The organism is Rickettsia finnyi (genome assembly GCF_049668125.1).
GTDB classification, from domain to species: domain Bacteria; phylum Pseudomonadota; class Alphaproteobacteria; order Rickettsiales; family Rickettsiaceae; genus Rickettsia; species Rickettsia kotlanii.
In genome coordinates, this window is record NZ_CP187160.1 from 1,045,392 (window position 1) to 1,065,207 (window position 19,816).

Consider the following 19,816-nt stretch of genomic DNA (forward strand, 5'->3'; position numbering starts at 1 on the left):
TAATATCTGTTATATTTTATAATAATAAAATTTTATTTCGTTGTTTTTAAATGCATCTTTTTTATTCCTAAAACCCTTTTTCAAAGAGCCACAGGAAAAATTAATATTACCGGCTTGAGCCGTGTCCGGTCCTTCATTTTTTATTTTCTCTATATCCTTACTGCTTGGTACTACAACGGCAATATGCCCTGCTCTTTTTGGATTAGCATTTTTATATACGGATACAACAAAATATCCTTGATTAGCAAATTTTTGTGCTTGAATAAAACTATCATCACGATTTCCTGCTTTAACAACATGCCATCCGTTCTTTATTCCGTCTGTTTCAAGCCACTCAGCTTGCTTATTTGATAAAGTAGGTATAAATTCTTTATCGCTTTCAGGATGAGGAAGTAGAGACTGATTTGGAAGCCCCAAGGCTGCACTAGCAGCATACGCAAAACAACTACAATGAGTCAAACGCTTTAACTTAGGAGAGTTATATTGTTCTGTTTCTTCTAATAAAGTTTCTCCCGACTTACAATTTATTACATTACCTTTTTGCCACTTTTCCTCAACATTTAAAGAGTTAATTACCGCTAAATTTTGTTTAGCACTTTTCCGATATATTGTCTGCTTGTACAGTCATATTAATCCAAAGTAAGTAAATTATGATTAATTTTATTTAATTTCTCATATCAATTTATGAACCTCTTTTATATTTTATTATTCAGAGAAACATAAGAACACTCTATGTTTCTTGACAAATGCTATGCTTTTATATATACTTCTTCGTATGTTAGCAACAAGAAATAAGGCTTAGAAATAAGTACTTCAAACTTAGCACCCGTAGCTCAATTGGATAGAGTATATGACTACGGATCATAAGGTTAGGGGTTCGACTCCTCTCGGGTGCACCATTCTTCAATTCATCTTTCAAATTTGCAGCAATGAGATTTCGTATACTCTCTTCATCGTCTACTATTAAAACATCTAGTTATGACATTACAATTCTTGTACTTTTATGAATGAATCAAACGGGTGGATGCAGCATAAAATCAAGTTTTTCAGGTTTAAGTGTTAGGTTAGCAAAAACTAAAGGTGGTAGAAACACGATGCGAGCAGCATTATATATGGCAACTGTTACGTCTGTAAGATATAATTCTGCAGTTAAACTTTTTTATAAAAGACTTGTAGAAAAAGGAAAAGCCCAAAAGTTAGCTCTTATCTTGACTTCTTAAACACAATTACCTATGTAAAGGATAAAGAACTTAAAGGCTTAGTTAAATGCCGTAAGCTGGAACGGACTATAGAACGAGGTGGATTTAGCTTTACCAAGTGAGATTTAAGCAAAAAAGAAACACATTTATTCCCGGGGAATAAAGATTTTTCTTCTATATAGAGTTATCTCCCAGTTGAGATATTTCTTTTTGACTGATCGTTTAAAGCTTTCCATTGTACCATACTATTACCTTTAGTGCTTGCTCTTATGTTAACCATTCCTGTTGGAATGGCATTTCCAACATTTAAAGCTTTCTGTAGTATTTTTCTAGGTATGTGAAATCCTATATCATGTTTTTTACTGTTTTCTAAGTTTTCCTCTAAATTAACCAGATGACTAGAGCCGACACTTGCAATTACATTATATCCTTTACCACGAATCTCATTAATTATGCTCGTCATATATTGTGCACGATTCTCATTATAAAGTGGTGTATACAGAGCTTGGGGAGTATCTTGAGGTAAGCTGCCAAGTGGTTGAAAGCGGGAAGAAGTAGGATTGAGGCTTTTTGAAGGGACTGCCATAATGTTATCATAAAAATTTATAGGTTTACGGATTATACTTAGTTCTTCGTCGCTGTTATTATCTTTTTCTAGGTTTTCATTTTTTTGCTTTTCAGTCAGCTATCGTTTCATTAGATGCAGGTGGGGATGTAGTTTGCATATCCTCATTACTACTATTAGGACTTAACTGATGATTAGAGTCTCCTGGAGAATTTATATCCTTATTTGGTGTGTTAAGATATGGATCCGGTGTTTCTTTATCACTATTCCTAGGACTCAAATGAGAAGATAAATTGAGAGGATTTACATGTGAAGTCGGGACTGGGATACACTCATTGTATATTCTGCTATTATTTCTTCTAGGGAATCGTAATTAACATTCAGAACATCTGGTAGATTAACAACATCAGCTTTATAAGCAGCTTTTAAATTTATCTTAATTTCCTCAATATTCTTTTTTTCAATATGTGATGTTAGTTTTATCAGTGTTTTAATTTTATCAGGAGCTACAGTATAACTTACACCTTCTATAGGCTTAGTCTCTTTTGATTCATCATATGATATACCAAGAACTTTCTCTAATTTTTCTTTTACCGACTTTACATTGCTTATAGGAGTAGATATTTGATATTTATAGCTATACTCACCTGATTTTTCTTTTATTCCCACAAGGTCCAAATATAATTTAGGCTTATTATATTTAGTAGTCGAGAATGTACTATCTAATATTTCACAGTTCTCCATGCCTAATATTGTTTGAAGCATTTTAAGTTCTTCTTTATGGTAGTCAGAGATGTGTTGCGTTAACTGTGATTCTATCTTCTGATCAAGTAACTGATTATATGTACCAATTACATATTTTTTAAAATTGATCATTTCTTGCTGCTTGTGCTTCAGTAAAAGGGCCAAGTTGTAAAATTTTCAATAAAATTTTTTCTTTTTATTTTGATATATTATTTGGGCATTTTTTAAAGCTATATATACCACAATTAACATCAACGCCCTTATTAGTTAAATGTCCTCCTGGTTCTTTTGAGTTATTTACAATGGGTTTTACAGTTTGACCATTAGAATACATTTCTGCCACTTTCTGAATATCTTTTGGACAATCACCGCCCATAGAAGCTTTATAAAGTAGTACCACTTTGATCATTTCGTCTTTTAAAATAGCAAAGCTTATCCAATGTCCTATCCTTCCAGGTATATGATAAATTCCTATTATAGGCTTTTCTTTGATTAATTTTGGAAATGACTCTTGTATATTTTTTATGTTTTCACTCTTCGTTTCATAATCTGGATCATTTTGATCTTGGAAAAAAATTGCCAAATTAGTTTTTGTTTATTAATGCCGGAGCGATTGTTTTAATACCACGAGCCTCATAAAGATATTTAGTATCATTTTTGTGTTATAAGCATTCTCTTTGTCTTCTGCAGTAATACCGTTAGATTTACTATTTGCTCCTTTTCCTTTATTTAGCTGTTGTTTTTCCGAAATAAGAAGTTGAAGAAATTCTACCGACACATCAGGATGTCTTAACAGCTCCTGGTATAACCCCCGCTGAAAGATTTTTTATGGTATTTTCTTGTGCATAAACAAGATCTGCTTTTGTTTTTTCAAAAGCTAAGTTTTAACTTTTAAGTTACTTCACTGCATCGTTTTTTAGCTTGCAATTTCCTACAAGTGTAATAGACATATACTACAATAGGGTCTTGCTATAAACTCTAGCTTCTTCCAACAATCGCTACAAAATTCACCGCTCTCCCCTAGTATTTCCGCACCGCTTAAACATCTCTGCGGCAAGATATAATCTATAAGACAATTATAAGTCTTTATGAACAATTAAAATCCTCTTGAAGATTCATGGTGTTTAGAAGCATTCGGTGTTGATCGTGATGATGGTGAGCTAGCACCATAACGAACCTCCTTGCCGTGTGACAAATTCTCTTGCATATGTTGTGCTTGCTCATGAGCTTTGTTTTGCTCAGGTTTTACTTTATTGCTAACATTTGGAGTTATAAAAGATTGAGATGTTTCTTCTTTTTTACCGTATATTTCTAAATCACCAAATTGCGATTCAACAAAATAACCGACTCCTGCTTTTACTGCCGATTTAACTTTTTCAAAATTAGTTTTTTCAGCAGGAGGAGCAAATTTAGGTCCCGCTGCAACCTTTGCTCTACTTACATTAAAATGCTCTCTTAGCTGCCCTTCACTTAATTGATCAATTTTAGGGGGTATAGTTAAAAATTCTTCTAATGCTTTGCTATTTTTGCTTGCCTTTCTTTTTCAAGCAAGTCTTTCTTATCTTCATAATTTCCTATTGATGTTTTTAAACTATTTATTTGATTTATTTTATCTTTTTTTTCGCTCCATACGCACTAAATTCGCATCTCCTTCACCTATTACATTAGCTCCTCCTCCAATAGCACCGGCTACCAAACCGCCTATAATGCCGCCTACAGAACTTGCTCATGCTACTAAAGATACCGTCTATAAGGTAGTATCCTTGTATTGCTTTTCAAATCTCTTCAGTTCTAGTTGTATTTAATTTTTCAGGTTCAACTTTTTTTTGGTAAATTTTAGGTAATTAAGTATCCAAGAAATTTTTAAGTTCAGAACTATATCTATTCGAGTAGTAACTACTAACTCTGCTTACTTCACATAATTAGCTTTAATATTTTCTAAAGTTTTTTTCTTTCTATCTAAACGCTTATCTTCTTTTACTTCTAAAGTTTCTGTTCCAACATTATAAGCAACGGCTGATAAAGACAATGCAGCAAGCCCAACCCCGATGGGAGTGGGATTAAGGACTAACGATACTGCAACGCCGCCAATTCTAGCCACACGTCTTACTGCTTTACTACCTAATGTTTTATATGTTTTCTCTAGAACATTTGCTGCAATTTCACCACCGGGTAGTGTCCTGATTTTATTTAATGCCTTATTGGCTAAACCGGGACTTGGGGAACCTTTTGCTTTAATTTTTGCACCTTGCTGAAGTTTATCAACCTGATCATAAGTTTTTTCTACTTTTTCTCCAAAGTTAATTACTCCGTCTACTAATATGAGTAGGACTAGCGATAACTTTACTGCCCTCCTGTACCACTTCGATTGCTACTCCAATTGCAACGATTCCAGCACGAGCAACTCTAGCACCGTAAAGTGCCGTATCCTCTTGCAGCGTTCTTGTTCCTGCTAACTTATTTTACGATTGCCGTTCCCGTTGTGGAGGCTCAGAAGCTTTTGTTTGTGTTGCTTCTAAAAGCTCTACTCTTTCAGGGGTATTTATTGAAGATTTAAGCTTATTATCTTCTGCTGCATTATTCCTGCTTCAGGAGTATTAATAGATGATTTACTGCTTAAATTTTCTTTACTCATGCATATCTCATAAAATTATGTTGTATGTTATTTCACATTCTATGTCATTCCCGCGGAAGCAGGAATCCATTTTTTAAAAAGTATAAACAGACAGTATTTTTATCAATTCTTGATTACTGGATTCCCACTTTCGCGGGGATGACATCAAGAACTAGCTAGAAATGATACAAAAGAACACTCACCTCTGCCCCATCGCATAGCTAGTAATCAAGTTTTTTACAGGTTTAAAATTATTTATTACCTTAAATCCTATTTGTCTTAAACATCTTAAATTTTTGGAATAATTTGAAAAAATATTATTTAACTCATCAGTCAGCTTATACATAATAAAATTATCCTCTTGCCTTAGCTTTTGATATTCTTGTAATGTGCCATTATTACTAACTATCATACTCAAAATCTCTATATCCTTTATGCCCTGATTAAGCCCTTGTCCGGCGAGCGGATGTACTGTGTGGGCAGTGTCGGCAATAAGCACTATACGGTTATGAAAATATCTATTTGCTATACGGGCTTTTAGTGGGAAGCTACTAATCTCACTATCAATAGTAATTTTACCTAGGGAATTACCAGCATTTCTTTGAGTTAAAAATCTAACTTCTTCTACAGGCAAATTAACAATTAAAGCAGCCTGATCAGAAGAAGTTGACCATATTACGGATGAAGCATATTGATCTTTTAAAGGCAGCAAAGCAAAAGGACCAAGCGGCAGGAAATGCTCCATAGCACAATTTTCATGCGGCTTTTCATGCTTAATATTAAATGTAAGAGCAGTTTGATAAGGTTTCTCAATTTCATTAGCAAAATAATGAGACCTCACTTTTGAATTTGCTCCGTCACATATAATTAATAAATTACACTTAATTTGTTTATCATCAAATTTTATAATCGAGTAGTCATTATGGCTTATAACCTCTTGATATTGATTATTATAAATTAATGTTATCAACGGATTATTAGTTATTTTTGACAATAGCATTTTTTTAAAGTCGCTATTCTTAACCACATATCCAAGTACAGCATCAGCGTCATTTCGTAAGTCTAATATCTCTGAAGCCTTATTATCTACTACATATATGTCTTGCATTTCTGCTACAAACTTCTCAAGTTCTTCCCATATATCAATAGAGAATAAGAAATTTTTAGAATGCGGTGTTAAAGCAGTAGTTCTTATATCTTTAAAAAACTCTAGGCTTTGTACCGATTTACTCTCGAATATAGTAGTTTTTATACCCTTTTGTGCAAAAGAAAGCGCCGTTAACATGCCGCTCAGACCGCATCCTAAAATTACCGTATTAGACATCTTCCCAAACTCTACTTCTAGAGGTAATTTGGAAAGATGTCTATCAATCTGTTTTGTTTTCATTCGATTCATTTATGAAATATTTTAAATATCCATTTGTTGCTATAAAGCTTAGAAGAAAATAAATAATTGCTATATCCAAATATGAACTATTGCCTGAGTATAAACCTAAACAACAAATAAATAAACTCGCTAAAGTCGTGAAGCTATTTAAAATTAATAAATTTGTAAAAATATCCGTTTTGCTGATAAATAGGTAGGTTATTAAGCAAATAAATAATGAAATAATAATTAAAAAGATGTTAAGCATAATTTTTAAAATCGGTTTTACTGTTGGATACACAATCGTCGTCATTGCGAGGAAATTACGAAGTAATTGACGAAGTAATCTCAGGAACTTGTTATTATTTCATGAGATTGCCACGTTCCCTACGGTCGCTTGCAATAACGACTTGGATATCCTACCCCTCTCATTATATATAATCATTTATCACACTACAAACTGTAAATAAAATTAATTAAAATTCCTTAAATAATTTTAATATTATGTAATCTTAGCCAACCTTTACATATAAATAGCTATTGTGACAAAAATGTTATAAAAAAATGTTGCTTTCTTTTACATTCGGCATTAACGTATATATTTAGGTTCTTACGTACGATTTCTAAAAAGATTTAATTTTGGCCATTTTTTGCTACAAATTATAAGATTTTTTTGAAATATGAATAACTCATTCTTTCAAAAATCTTTCGCTAAAAAATATCGTAAAATAGTAAATCAATTAGAAATCGTACGTAAGAACCTAGTATTAATGTTTTTAAGGTAAATTGTAATGTCACAACTAGATGTTTTAATAGTAGACGATGAAGAGAGTATACGAAATCTCATTGCTGCAAATTTGAAAGATGAAGGTTTTAACCCTAAGGTTGCCGCTAATAGTACTCAAGCCTTTAAAATACTTTCCGAAAAACCGGTCTCTGCAGTTATACTTGATATTTGGCTTCAAGGAAGCGAAATTGACGGGCTTGGGATTTTAGAGATAATTAAAAAACGCTATCCTTTAATGCCGGTAATAATTATTAGCGGTCACGGTACTATAGAAACAGCAGTAAATGCTATAAAAATGGGTGCTTACGATTATATAGAAAAACCGTTTAATAATGATAAATTAGTTATTTTACTTACAAGAGCTTGCGAAGTAACAAAGTTAAAACGCGAAAATATAGATTTAAAATCAAAGGTTATAGATAAAACTGAATTAGTAGGCGGATGTGCGGTAACTTTAAAATATAAAATGGCAATAGAAAAGGCAGCTAGCTCTAGCAGTCGTATAATGATTCACGGTAAAGTCGGTAGCGGTAAAGAACTTGCAGCAAGATTAATTCATAAACAATCTAAAAGGGTTAATAATCCGTTCATTATTTTCAGCCCTACTTGTATGACTACGGAAAAAATCAATCAAGAATTATTCGGCGAATCGGAAAAGCAGGTAAATAATAATAAACGCCCTACGATCTTAGAATTTGCCAATAACGGTACTTTATATATAGATGAGGTCAGTAATATTCCTATCCCTATCCAAGTAAAATTATTAAAATTCCTTAAAGATCAAACTATTACAAAACCTTGCGGAAAAAATATTAAAATTGATATAAAAATTATCACCGGTACTTCTAAAAATATCCAAGATGAAGTTAATAACGGCAAATTCCTAGAAGATCTATATTATCGCCTTAATGTATCCTCTCTAAAAGTACCTTCATTATATGAAAGAAAAGAAGATATACCACTACTCGTTAAGTATTTTGTTAAGCAACTTTCAAAATTTTCAGGTTTAAAAGAACGTAGCTTTGCCGATGAAACTATCGCTGCTCTTCAATCCTATGAATGGCCGGGCAATATTAGACAATTACGTAACGTTGTTGAATGGACTTTAATTATGAATCCGTTAACTACAGATAATAATGAAATTATCAAACCTTATATGATACCTTCTGAAATATTAGCAAATAGTGCTAATCTTAAAAAACTTGAAGATAGCTTTGATATGTTATCTATGCCGCTTAGAGAAGCTAGAGAAGTTTTTGAGCGTCAATATCTATCGGCACAAATGAGTCGTTTTAATAATAATATTTCAAAAACATCCTCATTTGTCGGTATGGAAAGATCGGCTTTGCATCGTAAATTAAAATTATTAAACTTACATATACCTCCTACAAATAGAATAAATGAAGAAGAATATGAGGAAGCAAATGCTTAAAGTCATATCAATAATTACGATTTATTTGTTATTAAGCAGCTGCTCCGAAGCTACTCGTGATGCGAACGGATTACTTACGGATAGCCAAAGCACGGTAATTCAGAATTACATAATATCGCAAAATTCTAAAAACCTTAAAGTAAACCTTAAAAAGAAGTTCGGTTCAAATTTAAAAGGAGTAAAATTAATAGGAGTACAGCTAATAAATGAAGATTTATCAGGAATAGATTTGACTTCTTGCGAAATATTACGTGCTGATTTTGCAGGTAGCAATTTAGAAAAAGCAATACTTACAAATGCTATAATTCAAGAAAGTAATTTTGCAGATTCGGTAATAAAAAATATTTCCGGATATAATTCTGACTTTCAAGGTTCAATTTTTCACAATATAACATTACAAAATACAAATTTTGTTCAATCAAATTTTAGCGATACTGCTTTTAATAAAACTACTATAATAAATGTCAACTTTGAAAAGTCTAAATTTAGTCATGTATTATGGAGCAATAATACTATCGACGGTGTTAATTTTCAAAAAGCTAACCTAAAGAATAATAGCTTTAAAAATACTAATATAACAAATTCAATATTTTACGGTACAGATTTAGAAAAAAGTATAATAAATAATACCAATTTTACTAATAATTATTTTGAATCTAGCGACCTAAGTCAAACTAAATTAACAGCAGTAATAATTAAGGATTCTAACTTCACACAAAGTATTTTTAATGAAGTAAATTTTAATAACGTACAAAGTAATAACTCTTTCTTTTCATACGCTTCCTTTCAAGATTCAACATTACAAAATATTAGCCTTACTAAATGTGATTTACAAAATAGTACAATTAGTAGTTCAGTTTTAAATCATTTTAAAATCGATAATGCTATATTAAATAATATGAGTCTAAACGATAATAAATTTAATAATTTATCAATAAAAAATAGTCATGCTAATTTTGTAAGGATTAATAAAACTAAAGGCTCAAATATTACTTTAGATAATATTAGCTGTACTAATAATATTTTTAGCAATAATGATTTTAAACAATTTATAGTGATTAATACTGACTTAAACAGTAGTGAAATAATAAACTCAAATATAACTAACGGACAATTTAATAATATAAATTTCTCTAAATCTTTAATACAAAATGTAAATTTTGCAGATGTTAAAATTACTTTAGGCAATTTAAACCAAGTAGCTCTAATAAATTCCAATCTAACAAATACTGCGGTTATTAACTCCGTCCTTTCTAATGCGCAAATAAATAATATTAACTACCAAGCGTATTCCGGTTTTATTAATACTAATGTTTCTAATAATATTATTTTAAATAGTGATAATTCGAGCAAAATTCTACCAAATAATATAGTAATAAATTCGGTAAAAGATTTGCAAAAAATAACTCACTTAGCAAATATGAATTTAACAAATTTTGACTTGAGCAACTTAATATTTGATAGAGTAGATTTTTCAAATAGTATCTTTAAAAATGCTAACCTAACAAACACGGTAATAAAAAATTCTATTTTAAAAGAGGCTAATTTTTCTGCAGCAATACTTACTAAAACAGATTTTTTAAACTCAATATTAACAGATAGTATATTTAAATCAGCTAAAATTGATCAGGCGGGCTTTAATAACTCTGACCTAACAAATGCCGATTTTACCGAAGCAGCAATTAAAGATACTTCGTTTGATAAAGCTAAGACAAGCGGAATGAAAGGAGTAGAATAATCTTTAAATACCTTATCCTTATACAAACATTCAGTATGTCATCCCCGCTTGACATTGTTGCGTGGATCACTAAATGCTCTTTATGTCATTCCCGCGAAAGCGGGAATCCAGTAAAACATATAAAAAATTTTTTATATGCTTATTTTGTTAAAGGTATAATTTTATCCAATATTAAGGGGGCTTTTTCTAGATGCATGCTTTCGCAGGAATGATATAGCATTTACCTTTGGTTGCTCTTGGAAGACCTTGCTTTATTAGTAGGAGTATTAGACGGTGTAAATGAATTATTATTTATAAAAGCAGTAGGACTTTGCTGCTTCATTCTATTAATAATTTGTTGTTTAAGATTATTTATCTTTTGTTTTCCGACTATCCTTATAGATTTAGTAATTTTGGCAGTTTCTACAAATATTTCCTTAGGAGTTTGTAGCTGATCAATTCGCTCATAATGTTTTTTAAGAAACTCTTCTTTTATCTTTGGCTTTATTCCTTTCAAATCAACATATGTTCTATATAACTTCTTTAATTTTATTTGTTGCCTGGCAGATTTGTGAGGAAGTGATTTAATCGAACTAACAAGACTACTACCTATGTCTTTTATAATATTAACTGCAGGCGAAGCTATTTTCTTTATTCCTTCATAAATTTTACCTAACCCACTAGCAATAACATCTAATAGTTTAGGCGCATATTCTTTAGATATAGGGGGTATATCCCTAATAATATCTCTCGCTTCAGTTAGATTATTAGCTAAATGGAGTAATGCTTTTTTCTCCTCTAACTCGGTAGAACGATTAGCATATGAACTAGCTATATCTGCCTGCGCATCTATAGTATCGGTAATTATTGATTTAGTATCATTAAAAGAAAGATCTATAGGTGTCTTTTTTTGCGTTATAGGGCTGTCTTCTCTCAATTTATCTAGCCTATCACGTATTGCTTGGTCTTTTTTATCATTAAGGCTTTTACTTTTTTGTTCTAGTTTAAGCTCAGATTGCAGCTGCTCAATTAGATCGTCTACCTCATTACTGGATTTTTTTGTGGGGATATAAGGTCTATCTTGGAGCTTTGCAAACCTTTCTTCTAATTCTTCAAGTGATGGAGGAGTGCCTTTAAGTTTTGCTAGTCTCTCTTCTAATTCTTTTATTATTTGATCGTCCTGCTTTTTCTTAGACATATATACCTCTATAATAATTCCTAGGTTTTGTAAAAGAACACTAATAAGATTTTTGCAATAATAGTTATTCTTATTTCAAAAAAATCTATAGATTAATTTAATTTTCCGCACGCAAAGCCTAGTTATTAATAACACAAACTACTAACTAAAATAAAGTATTTTTTGATATGAGTTAAGATATAATTATATAAAGCTAGCATTACCCGCGTGGATCAGTTTTGCCATTGTCACCTAATTCCTTGATCACGGGGTCTAGTTAAAAATACTAATATTATTAGTATTTTAAGTTGCTGGATACACACAATTCAGCTAATTCTGCACGTACCTTATTTTCTCATATAACTTTAAACATTTTTCTTTTTTAACCATTCCCTAACTTCGTCAGTAGTGTCAGTTTTAAAACCAGGGGCATTAAATTCTTTGCAAAGCAATTTTAGCATCTTCTGAATCTTCTTATATTTCCTGTAGATAACATTCAATTGCTTTACGTACTATATACCCTTTTGATCTGTCTAAGTTTTTTGCTGACTATGCTAAACTATTATTTAGTTCGTCCGGAATAGTTAAATTCAGTCTTGCCATCTTGTGACCTATCTTTAATTAATAACACATTACGACACATAATAGCACAAACTACAAACTGAAAAAAGCTATAAATACTTATCCAACACGTCCGACATAATTTTACGAGCTACAGGGGCGGCGACTTTACTACCGCCTCCGCCATGATCAATAAAGACGGTAACGGAATAACTAGGATCGTGATAAGGAGCGAAGCCTAAGAACAAGGCATGATTACGCCTCTCCCAAGCAATAGATTTACGACTTAAATCATCTTTAGCATTTAGTTTGCCTTGCACCTGCGAAGTACCGGTCTTACCAGCGAGCTGCCTATTTTTGCCTAAAATTCTATTATAATACGCCGTACCTCCCGCAACATTAACGGTATTATACAAACTTTCTTGGATTATTGTGATATTTTCGGGCTTAATATTGACATTATAAAATTCCGGATCATTTTTTAATATTCTAGGCGTATACAGTTTACCGTTACTTGCAATAGCCGTAATAAACCTTGCAAGCTGCATCGGCGTTACCCCTAGAAACCCCTGTCCGATTGCTAAATTAAAACTATCTCCTATTGACCAAGGAAGCTTTAATTTTTTCTTTTTCCACTCTTTTGACGGTACAAACCCGCGACTTTCAGGAGCTAAATCAATACCGGTTTTTGAGCCGAGGCCAAATTCTTTTGCAACTTCAAGAATTTTATCCGGACCTACTATTCTTGCTAATTCATACATATAAATATTACAAGAATGCTTTAAAGCAGACATCATATCTAACGTTCCGTGTCCGCTATGATTCCAACATCTAAAGCTATTAGTACCAAGAGCAGAGCTACCGTCGCAAAAAACGGTTTTATTAGGATTAATACCTACTTCAAGGGCGGCAAGTACGGTAATTATTTTAAAAACCGAGCCTGGAGGATAAGAATTTTGTATTACCCTATTAATTAAAGGCTTATAAGGATCACTCGTTAAACTTTGCCAATAATTTTCCGATAATTTACTGAAATGATTTGATTCAAAACCCGGGGTGGAAGCACAAATTAGTACATTTCCGGTTTTAGTATCCATAACTATTGCCGAAGAACCTTTAGGATTTAAATATTGCTGGATATTTTGCTGAAGAGACGCATCGATATTTAAATGCATATCTTCACCCGATTTAGTAGGGGTTCCTGCTATTTCTCTTACCTGCTTACCGTAAGCATTTACTTCAACTTTTTTATAACCAAATGCTCCTCGTAATTTGTTATCGTAATATTTTTCAATACCGGATTTACCGATATTAAAATCGCTTAGACTATGTATATTTAATTCCTGCTTCTCTTGCTCATTTATTTGACCAAGATAACCAATTAAATGAGAAGTAACGCTTGAAAAAGGATAAAACCTTAAATAACCTATATCAATAAATATTGAAGCGAGTTTATGCTTTTGTTCTTCAATCATTGATACTTGCTGCCAATCAAGCTGATCAAATATTATTAAAGGAGTGTGGCGACTAGATTTTTTAATTTTTCGCTTAATATAATTATATTTTTCCAGAGATAAATTTAGAATATTACTAATTATTTCTAATTCATCCCTATAATTATTATTAATGCTCCTATCTATTACTAGCTGATAACATGGTTTATTAGTAGCTAAAATATTACCGTCTACATCGTAAATTCTTCCTCTAGTCGGTGGAAGTACAATGAAATTAATACGATTCTTATCCGATAAAGTCTTATATTCTTCGCTTTTAATAAGCTGTAAATAAAACATTCTTATTCCAAGCAACGATAAAAATCCGAGTTTACCTAATCCGATTATAAATGCTCTTCGTGAAATTAACTCACCATGTAGTATTTTCTTATTTAGCATACTTTTTAAAGTAATTCATAGGAGAGTCAAGTATAAGACGAATTATATTATAAGAAAATATAGTTGTTAAAAATTGAAAGAAAATTATTAAATATCCGTCTGCTTCTAGCTTCTTGATTGTTATTAGTAAATATTTAAAATTCAATATAAATAAACAATAAACGCAAAAAATAATGAAATTTATTAAATAGTTTTTAGCTACAAAATATTTTGAAGATAATTTATAAATCGTATATGCTGATACAAAAACTAGCGAATTTGTACCGATAGGCATACCACTTATTTGATCTATAAATAGACCGAGAAAAAATATGCTAAAAATATTTAAGGAATATAACGACATAAAATAATAAATAAATATCATTTCCATCGCCGGAAAGATTCTGCTGTGAATATTTATTTTATAACTCACTAACGGAAATAATATTATAAAAAAACATAGCAAAGCACACAGCAATTTTAATATTATTTGTAAGCTATTTTTATATATTTCCTGTTTTATCTTCAACATAAATAGTTTTTTGTTATATAGTTTTGTACTGTGTCATACCATGACTTGATCGCGGGATCTATATAAACAACATTTTGTGTGGTCATTTTTACTGGCCCCCATGGTCAAGCCACGGGGTGACAATAGAAAAATCGAAGTCACCCAACGACCATATCAACCGTATACAAAATATAAATTAATTTTCTATTTTGTACAGTTTTAAAAAATGAATATGGATTCTACAATAACTCACAACAACTAGTGTTAGGTCTTGTATCATTACCGCTAAGCTCTAATTCTTCTTGTGCCTCGGAACTTGTGGATATAAATAGTTGTTTTAATATAATATTATTTAGATCAAAAGACTTAAGCCGCGGGATAGGTATACTAGGTTTATCTGTTATATTTTTATTTTTTGACATAAAAACCTCCTTTTTAGCTTATAAATGCGTCATTGCCAGAAAATTTAGGCTTTTTGTTGCACAGATCATTTTATGTCATTCCCGCATAGACGGGGATGACATCAAGTAGGTTTTACCGATCTACGCAGCAATGCCTGCTCGCAATGACAAAATCTATAATTATTAGGTAATATTTTAACTTTCTGCCTCACTTTGTTCTATCGGTTCTAAACCATATAAAGATATCATACGTTCAAATACTCTACCGGCAGTAGGGGCAGCCGTCCAGCTTGCAGTTGCAAAGCCAAAGCTTTCTTTAGTCGGTTTCGGCTCATCAAATCTAATAAAAATAATATATTGCGGGTTAGATGCAGGCAGCATACCTAAAAACGATGACGCTCTACTATTTTTTAGATATTTCTTTTTTCCCCCTGCCCCTTGTGAAAGTTTTTCTGCCGTACCGGTCTTACCGCCGATAAGATAGCCTTTGACCTCTGCTCTTTTACCGTTACCTTCTTTTACTACCGCTCTAAATAATTTCTTCATTTGGGTGGAGGTATTTTCACTAAAAACTTTTGTACCTATTACTTTTTCATCCTTTCTTTTTAATAAAGTAAGATCATATAAAGTACCGCCGTTAACAACCGGTAACATTGCTCTAACAAAATGCAAAGGACTAATCGAAATGCCGTAGCCATACGACATAGTAACACTCGTTAACTCATTCCATCTTTTCTCAGAAGGAAATAACGGAGTACCTCGTTCAGGTAATTCTATTTGTAACTGATCTAATAGACCTAATTTCTTTAGGTATTTTTTAAAATTGCTTTTACCGATTTCAAGCATAATTTGACTTGTGCCAATATTTGAAGAATATAGAAAAATCTCAGGTACACTATGCCATCCTTGCCTTGGCGTATAATCCTTAAGCTGGAATCCTCCTACTTTCATATAGCTTATATCATAAGCATCATTCATATTTATTACACCGGTATCAAAGCCGACTGCCATAGTTAATGCCTTAAACACCGAACCCATTTCGTAAATGCCAAGACTTGCTATATTAAACAGTTCTTCCGGTTTGGCTAAACTCGGATAATGCGGATCGAAATCAGGCTTATTTACTAATGCTAAAATCTCGCCATTATTTGGATCAGCAATAATGCCTACTGCTCCTATGGCTTTAAATTGCTTTAAAGTTTTATCAATCTCCTCACTTAAAATACTTTGTAATCTGATATCAATAGATAATTGAAGTGGTTCTTTCCGATTCTTTGGTTCGTTTAATTCATAATCAGAATTAGTTAAATACTTATCATACGCGAGCTCTAAGCCACTAAGCCCTACCGAGTCTCTACCTACATAACCAATAACATGCGACAATAAATTAGAAAAGGTATAAATTCGTTTCTGCTCTTCTTCAAATTCAAAACCAAGTAACCCAAGGCTAGTTATTTTTTCTTGTTGACTAGGTAGTAAATCCCTTTTTACCCATATAAAGCTTTTATTTGACTTAAGTTCTGCAAGTAATTTATCTTTATTAATATCAGGTAGAATTTCTGCTAGCTTTTTTACGGAAGTTTCAGGATCAAGTACTATTTGTGGATTAGCAAATAATGAGGCAGAAGGTAGGTTCACTGCTAATAAATTACCGTTTCGATCAACTATTTCTTTTCTAAATTGATGATTTTTTTTAAAGGAATTAATATTTTTATCGTAAACATTCGTAGCAACGATTATCAATCTGTAAGATAAAGTACAAAAAAGAAAAGCAAAGCCACAAATAACCATTAATAATCGGATTTTTGTATTTTTACTACAAACATTCCAAATTGTTAGACTTTTAATTGTAGGTTTCCATTTTTCCAAAATTTGTTTCATATGTTATTTATGGTGTTTCAAACACTAATATTTCCGCAATCCTTATGTCATGCCCGCGGAAGCGGGAATCCAGTACTTAAAAACCTTTTCAAAACTTGATTTGAAAAGTCAAAAATCTTTGAAATCAAGATTTTTTGAAAAGCTCAATTTATCTCACTTTACCCTAGATTCCCGCCTACGCGGGAATGACATCGAACGCTTTTTCCAAACCATGCAACAATCCTACCAAGATACGAAGATCAACTTCAAAAAGAGCAAGGAATCCACAAGACGAGGAACGGAGCGTATACTTAATACGTGAGTACCGTAGTACTTGTAAGATGACGTAGCCAGTTTTGAAGTTCATCGAGTATCCTTCATTCTACTCGAAACAGTCTGTATATACTTATTATTTGTAATTCTTTTGTAACGCCATTTACCACTCTTGGAAATACTAATATTATGATTAAATTTAATATTTTGATCGATATTTGGCCCTAACGGATCTTTTATCATTTGATAAGATTTAACTGTTTCTAATTTTAAATAAGCCGCCGCAAGTTTTGCCAATCTAGCCGGCAAAAGTAGATAAGCTTGCTCTGCTTTTAAAATATGAATATTATTATTCTCACTATTTATCTGTTTTACAACGCTACTTAATTGATAATCAAGAGTTGAAACTCGCTCCTTTATGCTAAATAAACTACATATTACTATAATTGTTATCAATAATGTTAAATAGTGAAGCTTTCTTATACTCATAATTAATTACTCATATATCGCTTTTGCTGCTCGAAGTTTTGCCGATCTCGCTCTAATATTTAGCCCTACTTCTTTATCTGACGGTGCTAGAGGTTTGTTAGTAATAATCTTAAGCCATTTATTTGGATCAATCGTCATGTCGTCTTTAGCATATTTTGATCTTACTACCGGCTTTTCCGAATTTTCTTTAAAGAAATTCTTAACTATCCTATCTTCTAAAGAGTGAAAAGACACCACAACTAAACGTCCGTCTTTCTTTAATATATTTTTTACATTCACTAAAAACTGCTCTAACTCCCCAAGCTCATCATTTACATAAATCCTAATGGCTTGAAAGGTTTTAGTTGCAGGATCAATTTTGCCTTTTCTAAATCCTATACTACTTCTAACAATCTCAGCTAACTTGCCTGTACTATCAATTCTCACCGTTTTTCTATATTCTACAATTCTCTTAGCAATTTTTCGTGAAAAGCTCTCATCTCCGTATTGGTAAATTACGTCAGCTAGCTCGTTTTCCTCTGCCGTATTTACAAACTCCTCGGCACTAAGCCCTTGCCCGCTCATACGCATATCGAGTGGTCCGTCATGCAAAAACGAAAATCCTCTATCTACTATATCTAACTGCATTGATGAAACGCCTAAATCCAGCACTATCCCATCAAATTTTTTTTCCTTAAGCTTTGCAAAACTATCTGCAAAATTTGTTTCTACAAAATCAAATCTCTCACTATAATTTTGCTGAATTTCTTCGGCTCTTTTAATCACGTTTGGATCACGATCCAAGGCTGTAACATAACAGTTACAGCTTTCTAATATTGCTTTGCTATATCCTCCTGCTCCAAACGTACAATCTAAATAAGACTCACCGTCTTTTGGGCTTAAGGCCTCTAACATTTCATTTAGCATTACAGGCACGTGAGATTGTATCATTAATGAGCATTCCTTAGAGTTAACCGCTTTTCATGAGCAATTTTTTGAGCAGCATTTAAATATTTCTCAAAATTCTGCGGCTGCCAAATCTCGAAAATTACCCCTTTACCTACAAAACATGCTTGCTCTTCGATTCCTGCATGCTTCATTAAAGATTGCGGCAATATAACTCTTCCCTCCCCATCAAAGGAAAGTTGTACAGCTTCCCCGAATATCATAGTCTCAAACGCATCACGCTCCTCGGAATAAGGATCAAGCGTCTCTATCATCTGCCTTAATTTCTCGATATGCGAAATACCACACACCTCTATACAATTATTCCTAATCGACGGATAAGCAATTACACCGTTAAATAATTCTTTCCCTAGTACCGCACGGTAATTCGCCGGTACCGACACCCTACTCTTTTTATCAACACCATTTACATACTTAGATAAAAATACATTCACGGGTATAATTTGGGTTAATTTGGGATTTAATGGGAAATTATAGGATATTATAGGAATATCAAGGAGTCAAGGGTTTTTAACAAGGATGAGGTAAATTATTAAGATGTCATACCGTGGCTTGACCACGGTATCCAAAAAAATAATTTAAAATACTAATATTATTAGTATTTTAGAATGGATTCCGCGATAAAGTCGCGGGATGACAGAGGAGAAATTGATCCACACAACAACACCATACAGGAATGACATCGAACCACACAACAAAGCTTAATCCAATGATTTTATGGATTTTTTTTAAGTGATTTTCACCTTGAAAATTCATATTATTTAATATATTAATTTAAGGTAAATGACGACACCCTAACTCCTATTTCTTCTTCCAATTTTATCCCTAGCATTAGTTTATCGGCCATTCAAGAAGTACCACTGATATCTTCATCTTCTGCACAAGACTCCGGCTACATTACACTAGATAAACTATTCGAACAGTTTCACATCACTTACGAAGCATATTCTTTTTACCAATCCAAGCTTTTTCAAACCGCTCAACTAAAACATCTTATAAAAAAGGTTTTAGATCAAGGTGATGATATCAATATTCAAGATTCGTTTAATCACACAGTTCTACATAAGGCTATTTACCGCAAACTTTATGATATAGCTGAATTTTTACTAGAAAAAGGAGCTTCAACAGAGTTAAAAGATTTAGATGGATATACACCTCTTCAATTAGTTACTCATGAAGGCTACATAGAAATGGTTAAATTACTAATAATATATGGAGCAGATCATCGAGATAAAAAACTAATAGAATTAGTACCTGATGATAAACCTGAATTAAAAGCTTTTTTAAGCCTTGTGCAATAGCGT

General features: G+C 32.2%; 20 protein-coding genes, 1 tRNA gene and 2 pseudogenes. 5 read left to right on the top strand and 18 right to left on the bottom strand.

Features of this window, described 5'->3' with window-relative positions; translation table 11 throughout:
- Positions 1-9 precede the first annotated feature (9 nt).
- Positions 10-459 carry a hypothetical protein gene (locus ACPKKV_RS05735; RefSeq protein WP_392506643.1) on the bottom strand — a complete coding sequence of 150 codons (450 nt, stop codon included), beginning with the start codon at positions 457-459 and terminating at the stop codon, positions 10-12.
- Between the two features lie 363 nt (positions 460-822).
- On the opposite strand from ACPKKV_RS05735, the gene ACPKKV_RS05740 reads away from it, so the two are divergent.
- Positions 823-899 (top strand) — tRNA-Arg (locus ACPKKV_RS05740).
- 108 nt (positions 900-1,007) lie between these two features.
- Complete coding sequence (locus tag ACPKKV_RS05745; protein ID WP_392506644.1) at positions 1,008-1,220, top strand: transposase; 213 nt, start codon at positions 1,008-1,010, stop codon at positions 1,218-1,220.
- Positions 1,221-1,383: 163 nt separating this feature from the next.
- Here ACPKKV_RS05745 and ACPKKV_RS05750 read toward each other — a convergent pair whose 3' ends face one another.
- The 9 genes and pseudogenes from ACPKKV_RS05750 to ACPKKV_RS05790 form a co-directional block, all read right to left on the bottom strand.
- A complete protein-coding gene (locus ACPKKV_RS05750) occupies positions 1,384-1,785 on the bottom strand; it encodes a hypothetical protein (protein WP_392506645.1) in 402 nt (133 codons plus the stop codon).
- Positions 1,786-2,067: 282 nt separating this feature from the next.
- Complete coding sequence (locus ACPKKV_RS05755) at positions 2,068-2,640, bottom strand: hypothetical protein (protein ID WP_392506646.1); 573 nt, start codon at positions 2,638-2,640, stop codon at positions 2,068-2,070.
- Positions 2,641-2,704: 64 nt separating this feature from the next.
- Entirely contained in the window at positions 2,705-3,091 is a 387-nt protein-coding gene (locus ACPKKV_RS05760) for a hypothetical protein (RefSeq protein WP_392506647.1), read from the bottom strand.
- Between the two features lie 15 nt (positions 3,092-3,106).
- The gene (locus tag ACPKKV_RS05765; protein ID WP_392506648.1) at positions 3,107-3,286 is read right to left on the bottom strand and encodes a hypothetical protein; all 180 of its coding nucleotides are present in this window, start codon (positions 3,284-3,286) and stop codon (positions 3,107-3,109) included.
- Between the two features lie 153 nt (positions 3,287-3,439).
- Positions 3,440-3,604: a double zinc ribbon domain-containing protein gene (locus tag ACPKKV_RS05770; RefSeq protein WP_392506649.1), complete on the bottom strand. Its 165-nt coding sequence runs from the start codon at positions 3,602-3,604 to the stop codon at positions 3,440-3,442.
- A gap of 813 nt (positions 3,605-4,417) precedes the next feature.
- Positions 4,418-4,747 (bottom strand): hypothetical protein, encoded by a 330-nt coding sequence (locus ACPKKV_RS05775; RefSeq protein WP_392506870.1) that lies wholly within the window; start codon positions 4,745-4,747, stop codon positions 4,418-4,420.
- Between the two features lie 132 nt (positions 4,748-4,879).
- Positions 4,880-5,143: pseudogene (locus ACPKKV_RS05780) on the bottom strand (hypothetical protein).
- A gap of 178 nt (positions 5,144-5,321) precedes the next feature.
- Positions 5,322-6,509: a 2-octaprenyl-6-methoxyphenyl hydroxylase gene (ubiH, locus tag ACPKKV_RS05785; RefSeq protein ID WP_392506871.1), complete on the bottom strand. Its 1,188-nt coding sequence runs from the start codon at positions 6,507-6,509 to the stop codon at positions 5,322-5,324.
- Entirely contained in the window at positions 6,490-6,756 is a 267-nt protein-coding gene (locus tag ACPKKV_RS05790; RefSeq protein ID WP_014392375.1) for a monovalent cation/H+ antiporter complex subunit F, read from the bottom strand. Before ACPKKV_RS05790 ends, ubiH begins: the two co-directional genes overlap by 20 nt.
- A gap of 523 nt (positions 6,757-7,279) precedes the next feature.
- On the opposite strand from ACPKKV_RS05790, the gene ACPKKV_RS05795 reads away from it, so the two are divergent.
- Together ACPKKV_RS05795 and ACPKKV_RS05800 are read left to right on the top strand one after the other, a co-directional pair.
- On the top strand, positions 7,280-8,707 hold the full coding sequence (locus tag ACPKKV_RS05795; protein WP_392506651.1) for a sigma-54-dependent transcriptional regulator: 1,428 nt from the start codon (positions 7,280-7,282) through the stop codon (positions 8,705-8,707).
- A complete protein-coding gene (locus ACPKKV_RS05800; protein ID WP_392506653.1) occupies positions 8,700-10,445 on the top strand; it encodes a pentapeptide repeat-containing protein in 1,746 nt (581 codons plus the stop codon). Before ACPKKV_RS05795 ends, ACPKKV_RS05800 begins: the two co-directional genes overlap by 8 nt.
- Before the next feature lie 220 nt (positions 10,446-10,665).
- On the opposite strand, the gene ACPKKV_RS05805 is transcribed toward ACPKKV_RS05800, so the two are convergent.
- The 8 genes from ACPKKV_RS05805 to mraZ all read right to left on the bottom strand — a co-directional run bounded on the left by ACPKKV_RS05805 (position 10,666) and on the right by mraZ (position 18,946).
- Complete coding sequence (locus ACPKKV_RS05805; RefSeq protein ID WP_392506654.1) at positions 10,666-11,622, bottom strand: hypothetical protein; 957 nt, start codon at positions 11,620-11,622, stop codon at positions 10,666-10,668.
- 650 nt (positions 11,623-12,272) lie between these two features.
- Positions 12,273-14,054: a penicillin-binding protein 2 gene (gene mrdA, locus ACPKKV_RS05810; protein ID WP_392506655.1), complete on the bottom strand. Its 1,782-nt coding sequence runs from the start codon at positions 14,052-14,054 to the stop codon at positions 12,273-12,275.
- Complete coding sequence (locus tag ACPKKV_RS05815; RefSeq protein ID WP_392506656.1) at positions 14,044-14,565, bottom strand: hypothetical protein; 522 nt, start codon at positions 14,563-14,565, stop codon at positions 14,044-14,046. Before ACPKKV_RS05815 ends, mrdA begins: the two co-directional genes overlap by 11 nt.
- 218 nt (positions 14,566-14,783) lie before the next feature.
- On the bottom strand, positions 14,784-14,966 hold the full coding sequence (locus ACPKKV_RS05820) for a hypothetical protein (protein WP_392506657.1): 183 nt from the start codon (positions 14,964-14,966) through the stop codon (positions 14,784-14,786).
- 174 nt (positions 14,967-15,140) lie between these two features.
- Positions 15,141-16,826 (bottom strand): peptidoglycan D,D-transpeptidase FtsI family protein, encoded by a 1,686-nt coding sequence (locus ACPKKV_RS05825; protein ID WP_392506658.1) that lies wholly within the window; start codon positions 16,824-16,826, stop codon positions 15,141-15,143.
- Between the two features lie 342 nt (positions 16,827-17,168).
- Entirely contained in the window at positions 17,169-17,567 is a 399-nt protein-coding gene (gene ftsL / locus ACPKKV_RS05830) for a cell division protein FtsL (RefSeq protein WP_392506659.1), read from the bottom strand.
- Positions 17,568-17,573: 6 nt separating this feature from the next.
- Complete coding sequence (rsmH, locus tag ACPKKV_RS05835; protein WP_392506661.1) at positions 17,574-18,497, bottom strand: 16S rRNA (cytosine(1402)-N(4))-methyltransferase RsmH; 924 nt, start codon at positions 18,495-18,497, stop codon at positions 17,574-17,576.
- Positions 18,497-18,946 carry a division/cell wall cluster transcriptional repressor MraZ gene (mraZ, locus tag ACPKKV_RS05840; protein ID WP_010977464.1) on the bottom strand — a complete coding sequence of 150 codons (450 nt, stop codon included), beginning with the start codon at positions 18,944-18,946 and terminating at the stop codon, positions 18,497-18,499. Before mraZ ends, rsmH begins: the two co-directional genes overlap by 1 nt.
- Before the next feature lie 597 nt (positions 18,947-19,543).
- Here mraZ and ACPKKV_RS05845 point away from each other — a divergent pair.
- Positions 19,544-19,699: pseudogene (locus tag ACPKKV_RS05845) on the top strand (ankyrin repeat domain-containing protein); the annotation flags it as partial.
- Positions 19,700-19,816 lie beyond the last annotated feature (117 nt).

Bases quoted from the DNA above. Each gene is read 5' to 3' on its own strand.
- ACPKKV_RS05820 (WP_392506657.1), bottom strand. From the start codon at position 14,966: ATGTCAAAAAATAAAAATATAACAGATAAACCTAGTATACCTATCCCG.
- ACPKKV_RS05815 (WP_392506656.1), bottom strand. From the start codon at position 14,565: ATGTTGAAGATAAAACAGGAAATATATAAAAATAGCTTACAAATAATA.
- ACPKKV_RS05745 (WP_392506644.1), top strand. From the start codon at position 1,008: ATGAATCAAACGGGTGGATGCAGCATAAAATCAAGTTTTTCAGGTTTA.
- ACPKKV_RS05795 (WP_392506651.1), top strand. From the start codon at position 7,280: ATGTCACAACTAGATGTTTTAATAGTAGACGATGAAGAGAGTATACGA.
- ACPKKV_RS05805 (WP_392506654.1), bottom strand. From the start codon at position 11,622: ATGTCTAAGAAAAAGCAGGACGATCAAATAATAAAAGAATTAGAAGAG.
- ACPKKV_RS05790 (WP_014392375.1), bottom strand. From the start codon at position 6,756: ATGCTTAACATCTTTTTAATTATTATTTCATTATTTATTTGCTTAATA.
- ftsL (WP_392506659.1), bottom strand. From the start codon at position 17,567: ATGAGTATAAGAAAGCTTCACTATTTAACATTATTGATAACAATTATA.
- ACPKKV_RS05750 (WP_392506645.1), bottom strand. From the start codon at position 1,785: ATGGCAGTCCCTTCAAAAAGCCTCAATCCTACTTCTTCCCGCTTTCAA.
- ubiH (WP_392506871.1), bottom strand. From the start codon at position 6,509: ATGAAAACAAAACAGATTGATAGACATCTTTCCAAATTACCTCTAGAA.
- rsmH (WP_392506661.1), bottom strand. From the start codon at position 18,497: ATGATACAATCTCACGTGCCTGTAATGCTAAATGAAATGTTAGAGGCC.
- ACPKKV_RS05755 (WP_392506646.1), bottom strand. From the start codon at position 2,640: ATGATCAATTTTAAAAAATATGTAATTGGTACATATAATCAGTTACTT.
- ACPKKV_RS05825 (WP_392506658.1), bottom strand. From the start codon at position 16,826: ATGAAACAAATTTTGGAAAAATGGAAACCTACAATTAAAAGTCTAACA.
- ACPKKV_RS05800 (WP_392506653.1), top strand. From the start codon at position 8,700: ATGCTTAAAGTCATATCAATAATTACGATTTATTTGTTATTAAGCAGC.
- mrdA (WP_392506655.1), bottom strand. From the start codon at position 14,054: ATGCTAAATAAGAAAATACTACATGGTGAGTTAATTTCACGAAGAGCA.